Here is a 17334-nt window from a genome sequence, read left to right on the forward strand (position 1 = left end):
GCGGACGCGGCGGTTTCATTCGCTCACCGCGATGGGCCGGCAGCTGCCGTTGGCCAGGTCCACCCGTACGATCTCGTGGGAATTGGTATTGGCCACCCACAGCGCGCCCTGGCTGCAGCTCACGCCTTCGGGCTGGCGCAGGGTGCAGGGCAGATTGAACGTGCGCGTCTCGCCGCTCTTGAGGTTGATCGCCTTGAGCTTGCTGTTGTAGCTGTCGGCGACAAAAATCAGTCCGCGCGGATCGGTGGCCACGCCCAGCGGATGCTGCAGCCGCACCGCCTCGCGCGCGCCGGCGGCATCGCCGAAATCCCAGGGCCCGGCGCCGACCACGGTAGTGACCTGGCGGTCGCTCAGGCGCACCGCGCGGATCGCGCCGGCGCCGGCATCGGCCACGATCAGGGCGTTGGCCAGCACGGCCAGGCCGGCCGGCTGGGCGAAGCTGGCGTAGAGCCCGCTGCCCGCCTCCATGCCGAAGCGGCCGGAACCGGCCAGGATATCCAGGCTGCGCCGGTTCAGGTCCAGATCCCAGATCTGGTGCTGGCCGGCCACGCTGAAATACAGATGCTCGTTGTGCAGGGCCAGGTCCACCGGCATGCACAGGCTGACCGTGGTCGGCGCCGGGTGCTGCTGCGGCCGATCGCGCCCCATCTTGCCGGTGCCGGCGACGGTGTCGACCCCACCCGAGAGCAGGTGGACGCGGCGGATCGCATGATTGCCGCTGTCGGCGATGTAGAGGTATTCCCGCCCCACTGCCAGGCCCTGGGGCGAGGACAGGCCGCAGTCGCGCAGATGGCCGTCCCAGTAGCCGGCGTTGCCGGCGCCGAACTGGCGCTGCAAGGTGCCGTCCAGCGTGGTCTCGATCACACGGTGATGCGCGGTATCGGAAATGTACAAATGTTGCTCGGTCGCGACCACGCGCGCCGGGAAGGCCAGCGGCAGGCGCGGCTCGTTGCGGCCCACGGCCGGCCAGGCCTCGTAGACGCGGCTGTCCTGGCCGACCGCGTCCTCCAGCAGGGCGGCGATGCGCCGGTCCAGCTCCTGGCGATGGCCTTCGCCGGTGTGGATGGCCACTACCCGGCCCTGCGCATCCAGCAGCACCACGCTGGGCCAGGCCTGCAGGCCGAATTTCTGCCACAGGCCGTAGCCCGGGTCGCTGGCCACCGGATGGCGCAGCTGATGGCGGTTGACCGCCTTGAGCACCGCCGCGCCGTCGCGCTGGCCGGTATAGCGCGGCACATGCACGCCGATCACGCAGAGGCCGTCGTGATGGCGGTTCTGCAGCCAGTCCAGCTCGGCCAGCAGGTTGATGCAGTTGACGCAGTCGAAGGTCCAGAAATACAGCAGGGTCACCCGCCCGCGCAGCGCCGCGGCGGCCGGCGCCTGGTCCGTATTGACCCATTCCAGCCCGGGCGGAAACTCGAAGACTTCGGCCTGCTGGCCCATGGCGTACGGTCCTGTGATCGGAACAGCCGCGAGTATACGGGGGCCGGTCGGGGATTCGGACCTGGACGCCGCCGCAAGCGGCGGACGTCAGCGGGACCCGCGGCAGCGGCAAGCCTGCCCTGCCCCGCGGTTGCCGGCGCCGGCCTGCTCAGGCACCCGCGGGCGCGCGGTGGCAGACGAACTCGATCAGATGACCGTCCGGGTCATGCACGAAGCCGGCGTAGTAGTTCGGATGGATATGGGCGAGCACGGCAGGCGCGCGGTTGTCGCTGCCGCCGCCGGCCAGCGCGGCGGCATGGGCCGCGTCCACCGCGGCGCGGTCGGCGCACTGGAAGGCCACGTGGGGGCGCGGCGCGGACGGTCCGCCAGGCTTGAGCCAGAAATCCAGCGCGTCCATGCCGGTGCCGAAGCCGTTGCTGGGCCCCTGCACGTGCAAGGCATAGCCCAGCGGCGCCAGCGCGGCGGAGAAGAAGCGGATCGACTCGGCAGTGTCGGCGACCAGCAGTTCCAGGTGATCGATCATTGGGGAGTGCTCGGGATTGGTGATTCGGGATTCGGAATTCGCGGGAGAGCGTCCGGGCGGCGCGACTCGTACAGGCGGCCTCAGCGCGCGCGTACGAATCCTGATCCCGAATCACCAATCCCGGCTCCGCAATGCCGTAGGCTACGCGCGCCGCCCCGTCGCCAGGCCGCGTTTTCGCCCGGCCGCCTGCGGCCGAACCGCATTGCACACGCCCGACATGTTCGTGCTGATCGTGCTCGCCGCCGACATGCAGGCCGTCGATGCCTTCGCCCGGCGCAACCTGGTCGACGATCCGAACGTGCGCGGCTTCACCACGCAGGTGGTGTTCGAGCGGGTGAAGACCGGCACGTTGGTGCCGCTGCGGGATTCGTGATTCGGGATCGGGGATCCGCAAATGCGCGATGCGGCGGCGGTACGCCGACGTGTTTCCTGCGTCTGGAAACCGCCATTCGCAAACCACGGGATTCCCAAAACCCCGGATCACCAATCCCGAACCACTAATCCCGCCCAAGCACCCGCCGCGCGAATTCCTCGGCCAGATCGATCACCCGGTCGAACCCCGCGGCATCGCCGTAGTACGGATCGGGCACTTCCTGCGGCGACGCCAGGCCGGCAAACGCCAGCGCCAGGCTGCTCCGCGCGCTGGCGCCGGCCGGGCGGCGGCGGTCGATCTCGGCCAGGTTGTCGCGGTCGGCGGCCAGCAGCCAGTCGTAGTCGCTGTAGTCGGCGGCGCAGAGCTGGCGCGCGCGGTGCGTGTCCAGCGAATAGCCGCGCTGCGCGGCCGAGGCGCAGCTGCGCGGATCGGCGGCTTCGCCTGCATGCCAGCCGCCGGTACCGCAGGAGGCGATCCGCCAGTCGTGACGGCCGGCGCGCAGGGCCTGCTGGCGCAGCACGGCTTCCAGCACCGGCGAACGGCAGATGTTGCCGAGGCAGACGAACAGGATCTTCATGCCGGCGCCAGCAGCGCATTGACCCGGGCCAGGTCTTCGGGCGTGTCCACGCCCGGCGGAAAAGCCTCGGGCGCCAGGCGCACGGCGATGCGGTAGCCATGTTCCAGCACGCGCAGTTGCTCCAGCGATTCGGCCGCCTCCAGCGGCGTGCGCGCCAGGCCGGTGTAGCGGCGCAGGAAACCGGCACGGTAGGCGTAGATGCCGATATGGCGCAGGAACGGCACGCCCGCCGGCAGATGCTCGCGCGAGACGGCGAACTCGTCGCGCGCCCAGGGCAGCGGCGCGCGGCTGAAATACAGCGCCAGTTCGCCGGCCGCGACCAGTTTCACCACATTGGGATTGAACAGCTCCTCGGCGCTGGCCAGCGGTGTGGCCAACGTCGCCATGGGCGCGTCGTTGGCGACGAGGACTTCGGCCACCGCGCGGATGCCGCTGGCCGGCGCCAGCGGTTCGTCGCCCTGCAGATTGACCACGACGGTATCGTCGGACCAGCCGCGCTGCTCCACGCATTCGGCCAGGCGGTCGCTGCCGGAGGCGTGGTCGGTCCGCGTCATGCAGACCGTCACCGGCTGGCCGCCCAGGGCCGCGGCGATGCGCGCATCGTCGGTCGCCACAACCACTTCGCGCGCACCGGCGGCGAAAGCACGCCGGGCCACGTGGACAATCATGGGTTCGCCGGCGATCAGGCTCAGCGGCTTGCCCGGCAGGCGCGTGGAGGCGTAGCGGGCCGGAATGGCAACGACGAAATCGGACATGCAGCGGAGAACCCCGGACGAAGTGGCAGAAAATGGTAGCAGCAAGCGGCGGCCGCGCCGGCGCGCTTTCACGTACTGCCGACTTTGCCGGCTTTCCAATTCCCGCCGGTTCCGCCTCCGAGGATTCGCATGAACTGCCGACTTCTGCTGCCGCTGCTTTTCCTGCTGTCCGCCGTGCCGGCCGCGGCTTCGACGCCCGAGGCCTGGGACGAGCACTACCGCGCCGTGGTGCGCGACTGCCTCAAGGCCACGCGGCTGAAAAACGCCCGGCCCGAGGGCAGCCTGATGCTGTTCTCCGACCCGGTCGGCACCGCACTGCTGCTGCGCGGCAGCGACGGCAAGAAGAAGAACGTGCAGGAGCTGTGCATACGCGGCCGCGGCGACGCAGCGGCGGAGGTGCAGCGGGTGGAAGGCGGGCTGGACCCCAACCGCTATCGCTGAAGCGCGGCCGCCTGGCGGAATCCGGCTGCCCAGACCGGGCTGGCGGCAGCAGCCCGTTCAGCGGAGCCAGTGAGCGCGGATCCGGCTGCCGGGATCTGCGCGTTCATAGAAAGCGCGGCGAATCGCTCTGCGCGGAACCACCTGCCCGGACCGGCCTGTCCCGGCTGGCCATCGCGACGCATGCACACAAACCGGCCGGGTCACCCGACCCGCCGCGGCTTCTGTTCAGACCAGCTTGCGCACACGCAGGCTGCGTCCCTTGATCTTGCCCTCGCGCAGCCGCGCCAGCGCCTTGTCGGCAATGCCGCGGCTGACGGCGACATAGGCGCGCACGTCGAAGATGGCGATTTTGCCCACGTCGGCGGCGGCCAGGCCGGCGCTGCCGGTCAGCGCGCCCAGGATGTCGCCGGGACGCAGCTTGTCCTTGCGGCCGGCGTCGATGACCAGGGTCTGCATGGGCGCGAGCTGGCCGCTGCGCAGCCGCGCCGGCGATGTCTTCGCGGTTTCCCAGCGCAGGCTGCCCAGGCGTTCCTCGATGGCCTTGGCCCGGCCCATCTCGCGCGAGCTGCACAGGGTCAGCGCCAGGCCGCTGCGGCCGGCGCGGCCGGTGCGGCCGCTGCGGTGCACATGCGTGTCGGCGTCGCTGGCGATGTCGTACATGATGACCACGGGCAGGTCTTCGATATCCAGGCCGCGCGCGGCCACGTCGGTGGCGACCAGGATGGAGCAGCTGCGGTTGGCAAAGCGCACCAGCACCTCGTCGCGGTCGCGCTGCTCCAGGTCGCCGTGCAGCGCCAGCACGGAGAAGCCGCGCTGGTCCAGCGCCGCGGCCACGTCCTGGGTGTCGCGCCGGGTATTGCAGAAGATCACGCAGGATTCGGGCTTGTGCTCGCCCAGCAGCCAGGCCACGGTGTCGAGTTTCTGCGCCGGCTCGACCTCGTAGAAACGCTGCACCACATCCGGCGCGGCCTCGCCGCTGTCGACGGTGACGGCCAGCGGATCGCGCTGGTAGTCGCCGCTGAGCGCGCGTATCTCGTCGGGGAACGTGGCCGAGAACAGATTGACCTGGCATTCCCGCGGCACGTAGCGCAGCACGGCGGCGATGGAATCGGAAAAGCCCATGTCGAGCATGCGGTCGGCCTCGTCCAGCACCAGCACGCGCAGGGCGGAAAGTTCCAGACTGCCTTTTTCCAGATGTTCCACGATGCGCCCCGGCGTGCCGACGACGACCTGGGGCGCGTGCGCCAGCGATTCCACCTGCACCCGCAGCGGCACGCCGCCGCAGAGTATCGACAGCTTGAGGTTGGGCAGGAAGCGCGCGAGCTGGCGCAGCACCTTGCCCACCTGGTCGGCCAGCTCGCGCGTGGGCGCCAGCACCAGGGCCTGGGTCGCGCCCAGGGCCGGATCCAGCCGCGCCAGCAGGCCCAGGCCGAAGGCGACGGTCTTGCCGCTGCCGGTGCGCGCCTGGGCGATCACGTCGCGCCCGGCGAGCAGGCCGGGCAGGCTCTGCGCCTGCACCGGCGTGGCCTGGGTATGGCCCAGCGCGTCCAGCGCCTGCAGCAGCGGCTGCGGCAGCGACAGGGAGGAAAAATCGGTCATGGCGGCGGCTTCCGGCCAGGCGGCCGGGCCGCGGGACCGCGCAGTTTAGCCGCAGCGGCGCGGCGGCGCTTGGCGGGCGGCGGGCGCCGCTGCGGAGAAAGGCTGCGGAGTTTTGTGCAGCGGCAGGCCGGCAGCGCGCCGCGCGTACGGCGGATTGTCCGCACCACGGTGCGGACAATCCGCCAGGATGGCCGGGACGGCACGTGTGCAGCGGCGTGCAGACAGCACGCCGGAACACACGGCACGACGGCGGCCGGCGCGCCGCGCGGCACGATCCGGAGCGAAGCCGAAACCCGGACCGGCTGCTGCCGCCAGCGCCCGAACGGCGCAGCGGCACAAGGCCGGCCCGCTAGGACCTGCGCTTGCCGGCCCGGCTGCGGAAACGCTGGAGTTCGGCGCCGAAAGCGTCGCCGGCGGCGGGCGTGGATCTGCCCGCGGCACGGGCCGGCTTCGCCCGCGGCGCTGCGGCGGTCTCGCTGCGCACCGGCGCGGCGCTTTCGCTGGCGGCGCGGCGCAGCGCGGGCTTGCGGCGCGCCCGCGCGGCGGGACCGGCGCCTGCCGCGACCGGCTCATGCGCCTGCCGGGCTTCGGCCGCTGCCGCCGCGGTTTTGCCGCCAGCGGCCGCTTTGCGCTTGGCAGGCTTGGCGGACGTGCCGCCCTTCGCCGCCTGCCCCGCCGCGCCCCCGCCGCCCGGCACGAAATGCCGGTACGTCGCCGCCACATCGCCCGAACTCAGCTCGCCGTCCCAGTCCTCCATCAGCGTGGACAGCAGCAGCTTCTCGAATTCGCCGGCGAAGCGCTGCACCACGGATTCCGGATCGCCCACCAGCTTGGCGTCGATGATGAGGCCGAAATGCACGTTGCCGTTGTAGCTCAGGATGGAAATGCCCATGCCGATGCTGCCGTTCTGCGGCACCCAGAACATCAGCTCGCGCACGCGCGCGCCGGCGAGGTACAGCGGCATCTGCGGGCCGGGTACATTGGTGGCGACCGCGGTCGCCTTGCGGCTGAACAGTTCCAGCGCGGCACGCTGCACCGCCGCCGGCGCCATGCCCACCGCGGCGAGCAGGCCGAAGGTCAGCGCGGCCTGGCGCGAGCGCTTGAGTTCGCGCATGTTGGCCGCGACGCGCTCCAGCCGGCGCATGGGGTTGGCCTCGCCGATGGGCAGGTCCAGGAACACCAGGCCGAAGTGGTTGCCCAGCTTTTTTGCGTGTTCCAGCGGGCGCAGGTTGACCGGCACGGTGGCGCGTATGGTCAGGCCGTCGGCCGCCTGGCCGTTGTCCACCAGATGACCGCGCAGGGCGCCGGCGGCGCAGGCCAGCAGCACGTCATTGACGGTGCAGCCCAGCGCCTTGCCCAGCGTCTTGACGTCGTCCAGCGGCAGCGGCTCGGCCCAGGCCACGCGCTTGCTCACGCCCAGCGGGCCCTTGAACGCGGTGGGCGGATCGTCCGACAGGGACAGGGCTATGGCCAGCTCGCGTGTGATCTCGCCGCCCTCGCGCGCGAGTTCGGCCGCCAGCGCAGGATCTTTCCACATTTCCAGGCCCTTGCCGATGACCTTCTCGCCGGCCACCAGGGCCTTGGCGAAGCCGGCCTTGGTCGGCTGCAGCAGGCGGTCCATCACGCTGCCCTGGTCCTTCTTCAGCCAGACTTTGGCCAGTTCCGCATGCTGCTCCACCGAGGGCGAGGCGTCGGTCAGCGACAGCAGTACCTGGACCAGGGCCAGGCCGTCGGCATAGCAATGGTGTATGCGCGAGATCAGCACGCTGCCGCCGCGGTAATTTTCCACCACATGGAACTGCCACAGCGGCTTGGAATGATCCAGCGGGCTGGAGGCGAGCTGGCTGACCAGGCGCTCCAGCTCCAGCTTGTCCGCCGCGCCGGGCAGCGCGGTGAGGCGCACGTGCCAGTCCAGGTCGAAATCCTTGTCGATCTCCCAGGCCGCCGAGCTGCCGTTGTCCACCGCCTTCTGGCGGAAGCGGCGGAAGGCGAGGAAGCGTTCGCCGATCAGCTTCCTCAGCGCGGCCAGGTCGAGACGGGTCTCGAACATGAGCACGCCGGTAATCATCATCAGATTGGTCGGACTCTCCATGCGCAGCCAGGCCGTGTCGACCTTGGACATCGCATCGCGCTTGCCACGCAACACCTCGAACATCGATTTCTCCCCGCCGCGGTCTGGCCGCGGTCTCCGCGTCGTAGCATCGGCGCAGGCCGGGAAAAAAACAATGCGGATGCCGGCGCCTCCGGCCGGCCGCAAACGGCCGTGCAGCGGCACCGGCCGCCCTGTGCCGGGCGCGCAGCAGTCCGGCGCAGATCCGCGTCAGGCCGCTGGCCCTTGCCTTGGAGCAGCGGCCTGCACCGGCCGCACAGGACGGCCGGCTGCCGCTCCGTCCGCCGCACGGCTGATTCGGGTTGCGCAGACCGCGGCGCCGCGCAGAAGGCCGCGGCGCTAGCCCATGCTCCGCATCGCCTGATACGCCGCCAGCGCTTCTTCGCGCGAGGCGGCCAGATCCACCAGCGGCTGCGGGTAGCCGCTGCGCGCCAGCAGCGCCGGTTCGCGCCAGGGCGAGTGGATGGATTTGAAACCCTGTCCGGCCAGCTCCGGCAGCCAGCGCCGCACATAGGCGCCGTCGGGATCGAAGCGTTCGCCCTGGGTCACCGGATTGAAGATGCGGAAATACGGCGCGGCATCCGCGCCGCTGCCCGCGGTCCACTGCCAGCCCTGGGTGTTGTTGGCGAGGTCGGCATCGACCAAGGTGTCCCAGAACCAGCGCGCGCCGTGCAGCCAGTGCAGGCGCAGGTTCTTGCACAGGAAGCTTGCGACCAGCATGCGCACGCGGTTGTGCATCCAGCCGGTATGCCACAGCTCGCGCAGGCCGGCATCGACGATGGGAATGCCGGTGCGGCCACGCTGCCAGGCCTGCAGCTGCTGCGCATCGGGCTCGCGCCAGGGAAATGCGTCGAACTGCGGATTGAGGTTCTGCAGCGGCGTATGCGGAAAGTGGTACAGCAGATGATGCGAGAAATCGCGCCAGCCCAGTTCGCGAAGGAACGGCTCGGCCGCTTCGCGCCAGGCCGCGCCGGCGTCGCGGCCGGTTTCTTCCAGTTTCCACAAAATCTGCGCCGGCGAGATCTCGCCGAAATGCAGGTGCGGCGACAGCCGCGACGTGCCCGCCTGCGCCGGCCAGTCGCGCTGCTCGCGGTAGCCGCGCAGCGCGCCGGCGCAGAAATCCTCCAGCGCCTCAGCCGCGCCCGCGGCGCCGGGCCGCCAGGATTCGCGCAGCCCGGCATCCCAGGCGATGCGCGGCAACAATGCCAGATCGGCCACGGCGTGGCGCGCGTTCACGCTGCACGGCGTGATCCGCGCCGGCGCCGCCGCGCCCGGCCGCGGCTGCAGTTGCGCGCGCGCGTTGCGCCAGTACGGCGTGAACACGCGGTAAGGCCCGCCCTGGCCGGTGCGTATGTCCCAGGGCTCGACGAACAGGCTGGCGTTGAAGCTGTGCGCGGCGCAGCCGTCCTCGCGCAGGGCCTGCTTGATGCGCGTGTCGCGCGCGATCGCCGCGGGTTCGTACTGGCGGTTCCAGTACACCGCTTCGGCGCCGCTGGTGCGCAGCAGATCGCGCAGTACGGCCAAGCTGTCGCCGCGGGCCAGCTGCAGTTCCACGCCCCGCGCGCGCAGCTGTGCCTGCAGCGCCGTCAGCGAATGGTGCAGCCACCAGCGGCTGGCCGCGCCCGGCTGCCACGGCGCCGCCTCGTCCGGCGCATGGATATAGACCGGCAGCAGGCGCTCGTGCGCGCGCAGGGCAGCCTGCAGCGCAGGGTTGTCGTCCAGGCGCAGGTCGCGGCGGAACCAGAGGATGGCGGTGGTCACGGGCGGGATTCGCGATGGTGGATTGGAGATTCGCGCAAGCGTAGTTTCGCGGCTGCGAACGCGGGATCAAGAAGAAGCCGCGCTGCACCGGACCGCGCGCACCTGCGCAGGGCACATCCGCATCGCCGCGGCCCTCGGAAAACGCGAAACAGGTCGCCCGCTGCACCGGAATCCGCCCGCAGAACGCCAGAATCCGCGCCGTATACTGCCCGCCGCCACCGTCGCCAACGGATGATTTCGATGACCGCAACGGCCACCTCCCCGCGCCGGCGCCTCGCGCTGCTTCTGTTCGCCGCCGTCTTCACCCTCGCCGCCTGCGACCGCTCCGAACCGCGCCTGCCCCAGGCCCAGGGCACGCCGGCCGCGCAGGCCGCGGAAAAACCCGCTGCAGTACACGGTTTCGGCCTGGTCGCGGCCGTGCCGCAGCAGTACCAGGGACAGCTCGCACTGAGCCTGGAATTCAGCCAGCCCCTGGTCGGCGCGCAGGCCTTTGACGAACTCATCACGGTCAAGGACGCCAAGGGTGGCGTGGTCAGCGGCAGCTGGGCGCTGGACGAGGACGGCAAGACCCTGCGCTTTCCGTACGTCCAGGCCAACCAGACCTATACCGTCGCCATCGGCGCCGCGCTGGCGGCGGTGGACGGCAAGAACCTGCCCGAGGCGCTCAGGCGCGATGTGTTCACCGGCCCGCTGGAACCCGCCGTCGGCTTCGCCTCCCAGGGCAGCGTGCTGCCGGCGCGCGACTCGCGCGGGATTCCTGTGGTCTCGGTCAACGTCAAGGAAGTCGATGTCGAATTCCTGCGCGTGCGCGACAAGGAGCTGTCGCGTTTCTTCGCCGGCTACCAGGGCAGCGAGCGCCGCTCCAGCTACGACCTGGACGCCAGCGGCTGGTGGCAGCGCAAGGGCGCGCCGCTGACCAGCATCGCCGATTCGGTCTATGCCAACCGCTTCGTCCTGGGCGGCAAGGAGAACGAGCGCACATTGACCTATCTGCCGATCCAGAACCTGCCGGAACTGGCCGAACCCGGCCTGTATTTCGCCGTGATGAAGCGCGCCGGCACCTTCCAGGGCGAGTGGGAGACCAGCTTCTTCTTCGTCAGCGACATAGGCCTGCACACCCGCGCCTACAAGGAACAGCTGTTCGTGCACACGGCCTCGCTGAAAAGCGGCGCGGCGCTGGCCGGCGTGGAGCTTTCCATCGTCGATGCCAAGGGCGAGAGCGTGCTCAAGGCCGCCACCGATGCCGACGGCAATGCCCTGCTCAACTACCGCCTTGCCGCCGACCAGGTGCTGGTCGCGCGCAGCGGCAAGGATGTGTCGCTGCTGCCGTTCAACCAGCCGGCACTGGATCTGTCGGATTTCGCCGTCGCCGGCCGGCGCCAGGAATGGTTCGACGTGTTCGCCTGGTCCGGCCGCGACCTGTACCGCCCCGGCGAGACCGTGCGCGTAGCGGCCCTGCTGCGCGACGGCGACGGCAAGCCGATACCGCCGCAGCCGGTATTCCTCACCCTCAAGCAGCCCAGCGGCCAGCAATGGAGCCAGACGAAACTGGAGCCGCGCGAGCTGGGCTATCTGGAATGGAGCCAGTCCCTGCCGGCGGATGCGCCGACCGGGCGCTGGCAGGTGGAATTCCGCCTGGATCCCGCGGCCAAGGAAGCCAACCAGGCGCTGAGCCTGCGCATTGAGGAGTTCCTGCCCGAACGGCTCAAGCTCGATCTGCGCAGCAAGCAGGAACGCCTGCGCCCCGGCGACAAGCTCGCGCTCACCGTGCAGGGCGACTACCTCTACGGCGCGCCCGCCGCGGGCAACCGCTTCAGCGCCACCTTGAGCCTCGCCAACGACGCTCACCCGCTGGACAGCCACAAGGATTTCTTCTTCGGCGATCCCACCCTGGAGCTGCCCAAGGACGCGCGCGACGTGGTCGACGCCACGCTCGATGCGGCGGGCAGGCTCGAATCCACGCTCGACGTGCTCGGCGAACTCAAGCCGCAGGCGCCAATTGCCGCGCTGCTCTCGGGCAGCGTGTACGAAAGCGGCGGCCGCAGCGTCACGCGCACCTTGCGCCGTACCGTATGGCCGGCCGATGCACTGGTCGGCGTGCGCCCGCTGTTCGATCCCAGGGACGGCGCGAATGCCAACAGCCGCGTGGGCTTCGAGCTGATCCGCGCCGATGCCAACGGCGAATTGCTCGCGGCCTCCGGCCTCAAGCTCAGCCTGGTGCGGGAAAATCGCGACTACCACTGGACCTACGACAAGGCCAGCGGCTGGCGCTTCGACTACACGCGCAGCTTCGTCACCGTGGAAAGCCGCGATCTCGCCACCACGGCCGGCCAGGCGCTGAAGTTGGACGTGCCCGTGGAATGGGGCAGCTATCGCATCGAAGTGCTGGACCCGGCCACCGGCCTGACCCTGCGCTACCCTTTCACCGCCGGCTGGAGCTGGGACGACGAGAACCGCGGCAAGGAAGCGCGCCCGGACAAGATCAAGCTGGCACTGGACAAGGAACGCTACCGCGCCGGCGACACGCTCAAGGTCACCGTCACCGCGCCCCAGGCCGGCAGCGGCCTGCTGCTGGTGGAAAGCGACAAGCTGCTTTACACCAAGCCGATCGAAGTGAAGGACGCCGCTGTGTTCGAGATTCCGGTCACGCCGGAATGGGAACGCCACGACGTCTATCTCAGTGCCCTGGTGCTGCGCGGCGGCTCGGCCGCGAGCAAGGTCACGCCGGCGCGCGCCGTCGGCGTGGCACATGTACGCATGGACCGGGAAGAGCGCCGCATCGCAGTGGAGCTGACCGCGCCTGCCCAGGCCAAGCCGGATACGCCGCTGCCGGTCGAGGTCAAGGCGCCGGCGCTGGCCGGCAAGACCGCCTATGTCACGGTGTCGGCGGTGGACCTGGGCATACTCAACATCACGCGCTTCGCGCGGCCCGACGCCGCTGCCTGGTTCTTCGGCCAGCGCCGACTGGGCGTGGATGCCTACGATCTCTATGGCCGCCTGATCGAAAGCTTCGACGGCGCCCTGGCCAGGCTGCGCTGGGGCGGCGACATGGCGCCGGTGGCGCTGCCGCAGTCGCGCCGGCCCACGGCCAAGGTGCAGACCGTGGACCTGTTCTCCGGCGCGGTGAAGCTGGATGCCCAGGGCCATGCGCGCCTTGAATTGCCCGTACCGGATTTCAACGGCAGCCTGCGCGTCAGCGGCCTGGTCTTCGGCGAGGACCGCTACGGCGGCGCCGAAACCGAAACCGTGGTGCGCGCGCCGCTGGTGGCCGAAGTATCCACGCCGCGCGTACTCGCCCCCGGCGACACGGCCAGCCTCACCCTGGACGTGAGCAACTTCTCCGGCAGCGAACGCGAACTGCGCCTGCGCCTGGAAGCCGATGCGCCGCTGCGCATCGCCGAGGCCCAGCGCACGCAGAAGCTGGCCGACGGCGAGAAGCGCACCCTGCAGTTCCAGCTCAGCGCCGACGAAGGCATGGGCGTGGGCCGCTTCCGCCTGCAGGTCGAAGCCGGCGACATCGCGCTGCAGCGCCGCTACGAGATCGCCGTGCGGCCGGCCTGGCCGGCGGTGCTGCGCTCCAGCCCGCAGGTGTTGCCGCCCGGCGCCGGCCTGGGCCTGGGCACGGGCGCAATGGAAGGGCTGATTGCGGATTCGGTCAACGCCAGCCTCAGCGTCAGCGCGCTGCCGCCGCTGCCCTTCGCCAGTTCGCTGCGCGGCCTGCTGGGCTATCCCTACGGCTGCGTGGAACAGGTCGCCAGCCGCGGCTACGGCGTATTGCTGCTGGATGCGGACAATGCGCGCAATCTCGGCATCACGCCGCTGGACGAGGCGCAGCGCCAGCGCCTGATCGGCGAAGCGCTGAGCCGCATTTCATCGCTGCAGGTGCCATCCGGGCATTTCTCCACCTGGAGCGGCGAAGGTTCGGCCGACACCTTCCTCACACCCTACCTCACCGAATTCCTGCTCGACGCGCAGGAAGCCGGCTTCGCCGTGCCGGATAACGTGCTGCAGAAGGCGCTGAAACGGCTCAGCGACGATCTGCTCTCCGGCGGCCATTACTACTACAGCTACGACCAGGCCGATCACCTGCGCTTCGCCGACCAGGCCTGGTCGGCCTACGTGCTCGCCCGCGTGCAGCGCGCGCCGCTGGGCACCCTGCGCACGCTGTACGACACCGAACGCAGCAAGTCGCTGACCGCCCTGCCCCTGTTCCACCTCGGCCTGGCGCTGAGCCTGCAGGGTGATGCCGCCCGCGGCGACAAGGCCCTGGCCGAGGCCTTTGCGCACCAGGACCAGCGTCCGCAGTGGCTGGGCGACTATGGCTCGGAACTGCGCGACGCCGCGCTGATGGTCGCGCTCAGCCACCAGTTCAAGCGCGCCAGGCCCGAGTTCGACGAGCGCGTGATCGCACTGGGCCGCGAACTGGCCGCACGCCGCCGCGACAACGGCCTGCGCTGGCTCAGCACCCAGGAACAGAGCGCGATCGCACGCCTGGGCAAGCAGCTGGTGCGCGACGGCGCGGCCAAGGTCGGCGGCAGCGTCAGCCTCGGCGGCACGACCACGGCGCTAGAACCCGCCGTGATCTGGAGCCGCAGCTTCGACGCCGCCGCGCTGCGCGCCGGCGTGCGCGTGACACCCAATGCCGGCGCGCCGCTGTACGTAAGCGAAGACGTCGCCGGCGTGCCGCGCACGCCGCCGCCGGCGGACGAACGCCACGTCGCGATCAAGCGCCAGTGGTATGCACTGGATGGCACACCCTGGGAAGGCGGCGCACTCAAGGAAGGCCAGGGCCTGATCGTCGGCATCAGCCTGCAGGCCAAGGAGGAAATGCGCGACGCGCTGCTGACCGATCTGCTGCCCGGCGGGCTGGAGATCGAGAACTTCAATCTCACCGATGCCAGGCAGTGGGCTGATATCGTCATCGACGGCGTGAACCTGAGCGAACGCAGCTACGCCGCCGAACTGCGCCACGAGGAATTCCGCGACGACCGCTACGTGGCCGCGCTGCACCTGCGCAAGGGCCAGACCGCGCACGTGTTCTATCTGCTGCGCGCGGTCTCGCCGGGCGACTACCGCGTGCCGCCGACCACGGTGGAGGACATGTACCGGCCCGAGATCCGCGGCATAGGCAAGGCCACGCCGGAGCGGGTGACGGTGGTGGCGCCACAGTGAGCCGCGGGCGCAGGCAGGGCCACGGCGGTGCTGCCGCGGCCTTGCCGCGCGGCGGCGCAGTGCCCCGCCACCGCGCGCCGGCGGGAGGTACGCCGGGGTTCGCGTGTTGAAAATTCCCGAATTTCTGCAACGGCGGCGCGGCCGCTGGCTGCGCCGGCTGGGCATTGCCACGCTGCTGCTGTTGTGCACCGCGCTGCTGCTGGACCGCCTGTTCCCACTGCCCCTGCCCGATCCGGACGCCGGCAGCACCGTGGTGCTCGCCCGCGACAGCACGCCGCTGCGCGCCTTCGCCGATGCCGGCGGCATCTGGCGCTATCCAGTGCGGCTGGACCAGGTTTCGCCGCTGTATCTGGACGCGCTGCTGACCTACGAGGACCGCTGGTTCTACCGCCATCCCGGCGTGAATCCGCTGGCCCTGGCGCGCGCGGCGGGACAGCTGCTGCGCCACGGCCGCGCCGTGTCCGGCGGCTCCACCCTGACCATGCAGGTCGCGCGCATCCTGGAACCGCAGTCGCGCAGCGCCCTGGGCAAGCTGCGCCAGCTGCTGCGCGCGCTGCAGCTGGAATGGCATCTGAGCAAGGACGAGATCCTCGCCCTGTATCTCAACCACGCGCCCTTCGGCGGCACCATCCAGGGCGTGGAGGCGGCGTCCTGGGCCTATCTGGGCAAGCCGGCCCGGCGCCTGAGCCATGCGGAAGCCGCCCTGCTCGCCGTGCTGCCGCAGGCGCCCAGCCGCCTGCGGCCGGACCGCCACGCCGCGCTGGCCCAGCGCTACCGCGACAAGCTGCTCGCGCGCATGCAGTCCCTGGAGCGCTGGGACGCGGCCACGGTCAGCGATGCACAGCGCGAGAGCGTGATTGCGCGCACGCTGGAGCCGCCGCTGCACGCCGCGCTGCTGGCCGAACGCCTGCGCGCCGCGGCGCCGCGCGAGCGCAGCATCCGCAGCAGCATCGACCGCGAACTGCAGGCGGCGCTGGAGGCGCGCGTCGCCAATTATCTGGCGCGCCTGCCGGAGCGCACCTCGGCAGCCCTGCTGCTTGTGGACAATTCCACATTGCAAGTCCTGGCCTATGTCGGCTCCGGCGCCTTCGGCGATGCGCAGCGCCTGGGCCATGTGGACATGGTGCGTGCGCCGCGCTCGCCGGGCTCCACCTTGAAGCCGTTCCTGTACGGGCTGGCCCTGGACGACGGCCTGATTCATTCGGAAAGCCTGCTGGTCGATGCGCCGCAATCCTTCGGCGACTACCGGCCGGGCAATTTCGACCTGGCCTTCAACGGGCCGGTAGGCGCGGCCGAGGCGCTGCGCCTGTCGCTGAACGTGCCGGCAGTGGATCTGCTCGATCGCGTCGGCCCCGCGCGCTTTGCCGCGCGCCTGGCCAATGCCGGCCTGCAACTGCAATGGCCGCGCGGCGCCGGGCCCAATCTGTCGCTGATCCTGGGCGGCACCGGCGCACGGCTGGAGGATCTGGTCGGCGCCTATGCTGCCCTCAACCGCGGCGGCCTCGCCGGCGCGGTGCGGCTGCGGCCGGAGCAGCCGCTGGCCGAGCGCCGCCTGCTCAGCGCCGGCGCAGCCTGGATCGTGCGCAGCATGCTGGAAGCCAATCCACGTCCGGGCCAGCAGCGCGATACCTTCGATCCGGGCCGCAGCGCGCGCCTGGCCTGGAAGACCGGCACCTCGTACGGCTTCCGTGATGCCTGGGCCCTGGGCACGACGCGGCGCTACACCCTGGGCGTCTGGGTAGGCCGCCCCGACGGCACGCCGGTGCCCGGCCAGTACGGTGCGATCACCGCCCTGCCGTTGCTGTTCCAGGCCGTGGACAGCCTGCCGCGCTCGCCCCAGGACAGCAGCGGCGCGGCACCACCCGCCAGTGTTTCCACGCGGGAAATCTGCTGGCCGCTGGGCGATGCCTACGATGCGCAGCAGCCGCAGCTGTGCCAGGAAAAACGCGAGGCCTGGGTACTCGACGGCAACTTGCCGCCGACCTTGCCCGAGCGCGAGGCCGGCCGATGGGGCAGCGCGCTGCTGCGCCTGCGCGTGGATGCGCAGGGCCGCCGCCTCAGCGCCGGCTGCCAGGCCGCGGACGAACGCGAACACTGGGTGGCGCGCTGGCCGGCCCTGGCCCAGCCCTGGCTCAGCGGCGCGCAGCGCAAGGCCGCGCAACTGCCGCCGCTGCGTCCAGGCTGTGCCGACGATGGTCTCGACGCAGCTGCCAGCCTGCGCATCGCCGGCGCCGCGCCGGGCAGCACCCTGCTGCGCGCGCCCGGCAGCACGCGCGCGCCGCATCTGTCATTGCGCGCGCTCGGCGCCCAGGGCGCGGTGCAATGGCTGGTCAACGGCCGCCTGATCGCGGCGCTGGATGCGGCCAGGCCCTTCGAGCACGACTTCGAGCAACCCGGCCCGCAGGCCATCACGGCGATGACGGCCGCGGGCAGTTTCGCGCGGCTGGAAGTGCAGGTGCTGCCGTAGCGGCGGCGCCTGGCGGAATCGCCGCGGCGTTTTCATATGGCCGGTGCCAGCGGGTCGCTGCTCGGCCGTCAAGACCGCGACCGGCGCAGGCCGGCGATCGGCCACGGTGAAAT

At 70.8% G+C, this 17334-nt stretch carries 11 protein-coding genes; 4 read left to right on the forward strand and 7 right to left on the reverse strand.

The annotated features are described in order from the left end of the window. Positions 1-15: 15 nt before the first annotated feature. Both NM961_RS11615 and NM961_RS11620 read right to left on the reverse strand, forming a co-directional pair. Positions 16-1443, reverse strand: a complete 1428-nt coding sequence (locus tag NM961_RS11615; RefSeq protein WP_255914515.1) for a redoxin family protein — start codon at positions 1441-1443, stop codon at positions 16-18. 148 nt (positions 1444-1591) lie between these two features. Beyond that, a complete protein-coding gene (locus NM961_RS11620; RefSeq protein ID WP_255914516.1) occupies positions 1592-1966 on the reverse strand; it encodes a VOC family protein in 375 nt (124 codons plus the stop codon). Positions 1967-2168: 202 nt separating this feature from the next. Between NM961_RS11620 and NM961_RS11625 the strand changes: the two genes are divergently transcribed. Next, positions 2169-2339, forward strand: coding sequence for an Lrp/AsnC ligand binding domain-containing protein (locus tag NM961_RS11625; protein ID WP_255914517.1), 171 nt, complete (start codon positions 2169-2171; stop codon positions 2337-2339). A gap of 124 nt (positions 2340-2463) precedes the next feature. Here the strand turns inward: NM961_RS11625 and NM961_RS11630 are convergent, their stop codons facing one another. After that, positions 2464-2916, reverse strand: a complete 453-nt coding sequence (locus NM961_RS11630) for a low molecular weight protein-tyrosine-phosphatase (RefSeq protein WP_255914518.1) — start codon at positions 2914-2916, stop codon at positions 2464-2466. Beyond that, the gene (gene kdsB / locus NM961_RS11635; RefSeq protein ID WP_255914519.1) at positions 2913-3671 is read right to left on the reverse strand and encodes a 3-deoxy-manno-octulosonate cytidylyltransferase; all 759 of its coding nucleotides are present in this window, start codon (positions 3669-3671) and stop codon (positions 2913-2915) included. The genes NM961_RS11630 and kdsB overlap by 4 nt, the downstream gene beginning before the upstream one ends. A 129-nt stretch (positions 3672-3800) precedes the next feature. Between kdsB and NM961_RS11640 the strand changes: the two genes are divergently transcribed. Continuing rightward, entirely contained in the window at positions 3801-4112 is a 312-nt protein-coding gene (locus tag NM961_RS11640; protein ID WP_255914521.1) for a hypothetical protein, read from the forward strand. A gap of 225 nt (positions 4113-4337) precedes the next feature. On the opposite strand, the gene dbpA is transcribed toward NM961_RS11640, so the two are convergent. From dbpA to NM961_RS11655, 3 genes are all read right to left on the reverse strand, one after another. Beyond that, positions 4338-5711 carry an ATP-dependent RNA helicase DbpA gene (dbpA, locus tag NM961_RS11645; RefSeq protein WP_255914522.1) on the reverse strand — a complete coding sequence of 458 codons (1374 nt, stop codon included), beginning with the start codon at positions 5709-5711 and terminating at the stop codon, positions 4338-4340. A 349-nt stretch (positions 5712-6060) separates the two neighbouring features. After that, positions 6061-7866 carry a WS/DGAT/MGAT family O-acyltransferase gene (locus tag NM961_RS11650; RefSeq protein WP_255914523.1) on the reverse strand — a complete coding sequence of 602 codons (1806 nt, stop codon included), beginning with the start codon at positions 7864-7866 and terminating at the stop codon, positions 6061-6063. Positions 7867-8160: 294 nt separating this feature from the next. After that, the gene (locus NM961_RS11655; RefSeq protein ID WP_255914524.1) at positions 8161-9582 is read right to left on the reverse strand and encodes a cryptochrome/photolyase family protein; all 1422 of its coding nucleotides are present in this window, start codon (positions 9580-9582) and stop codon (positions 8161-8163) included. 240 nt (positions 9583-9822) lie between these two features. On the opposite strand from NM961_RS11655, the gene NM961_RS11660 reads away from it, so the two are divergent. Continuing rightward, positions 9823-14754 carry an alpha-2-macroglobulin family protein gene (locus tag NM961_RS11660; RefSeq protein ID WP_255914525.1) on the forward strand — a complete coding sequence of 1644 codons (4932 nt, stop codon included), beginning with the start codon at positions 9823-9825 and terminating at the stop codon, positions 14752-14754. Between the two features lie 106 nt (positions 14755-14860). Beyond that, on the forward strand, positions 14861-17221 hold the full coding sequence (gene pbpC / locus NM961_RS11665) for a penicillin-binding protein 1C (protein ID WP_439334207.1): 2361 nt from the start codon (positions 14861-14863) through the stop codon (positions 17219-17221). Positions 17222-17334 lie beyond the last annotated feature (113 nt).

This window comes from Tahibacter harae (assembly GCF_024437735.1).
Classification (GTDB): Bacteria; Pseudomonadota; Gammaproteobacteria; order Xanthomonadales; family Rhodanobacteraceae; genus Tahibacter; species Tahibacter harae.

What these genes read in the sequence shown, in the direction of transcription:
- dbpA (WP_255914522.1), bottom strand. Translation starts at nt 5,711, where the DNA reads ATGACCGATTTTTCCTCCCTGTCGCTGCCGCAGCCGCTGCTGCAGGCG.
- NM961_RS11620 (WP_255914516.1), bottom strand. Translation starts at nt 1,966, where the DNA reads ATGATCGATCACCTGGAACTGCTGGTCGCCGACACTGCCGAGTCGATC.
- NM961_RS11650 (WP_255914523.1), bottom strand. Translation starts at nt 7,866, where the DNA reads ATGTTCGAGGTGTTGCGTGGCAAGCGCGATGCGATGTCCAAGGTCGAC.
- NM961_RS11640 (WP_255914521.1), top strand. Translation starts at nt 3,801, where the DNA reads ATGAACTGCCGACTTCTGCTGCCGCTGCTTTTCCTGCTGTCCGCCGTG.
- kdsB (WP_255914519.1), bottom strand. Translation starts at nt 3,671, where the DNA reads ATGTCCGATTTCGTCGTTGCCATTCCGGCCCGCTACGCCTCCACGCGC.
- NM961_RS11660 (WP_255914525.1), top strand. Translation starts at nt 9,823, where the DNA reads ATGACCGCAACGGCCACCTCCCCGCGCCGGCGCCTCGCGCTGCTTCTG.
- NM961_RS11615 (WP_255914515.1), bottom strand. Translation starts at nt 1,443, where the DNA reads ATGGGCCAGCAGGCCGAAGTCTTCGAGTTTCCGCCCGGGCTGGAATGG.
- NM961_RS11630 (WP_255914518.1), bottom strand. Translation starts at nt 2,916, where the DNA reads ATGAAGATCCTGTTCGTCTGCCTCGGCAACATCTGCCGTTCGCCGGTG.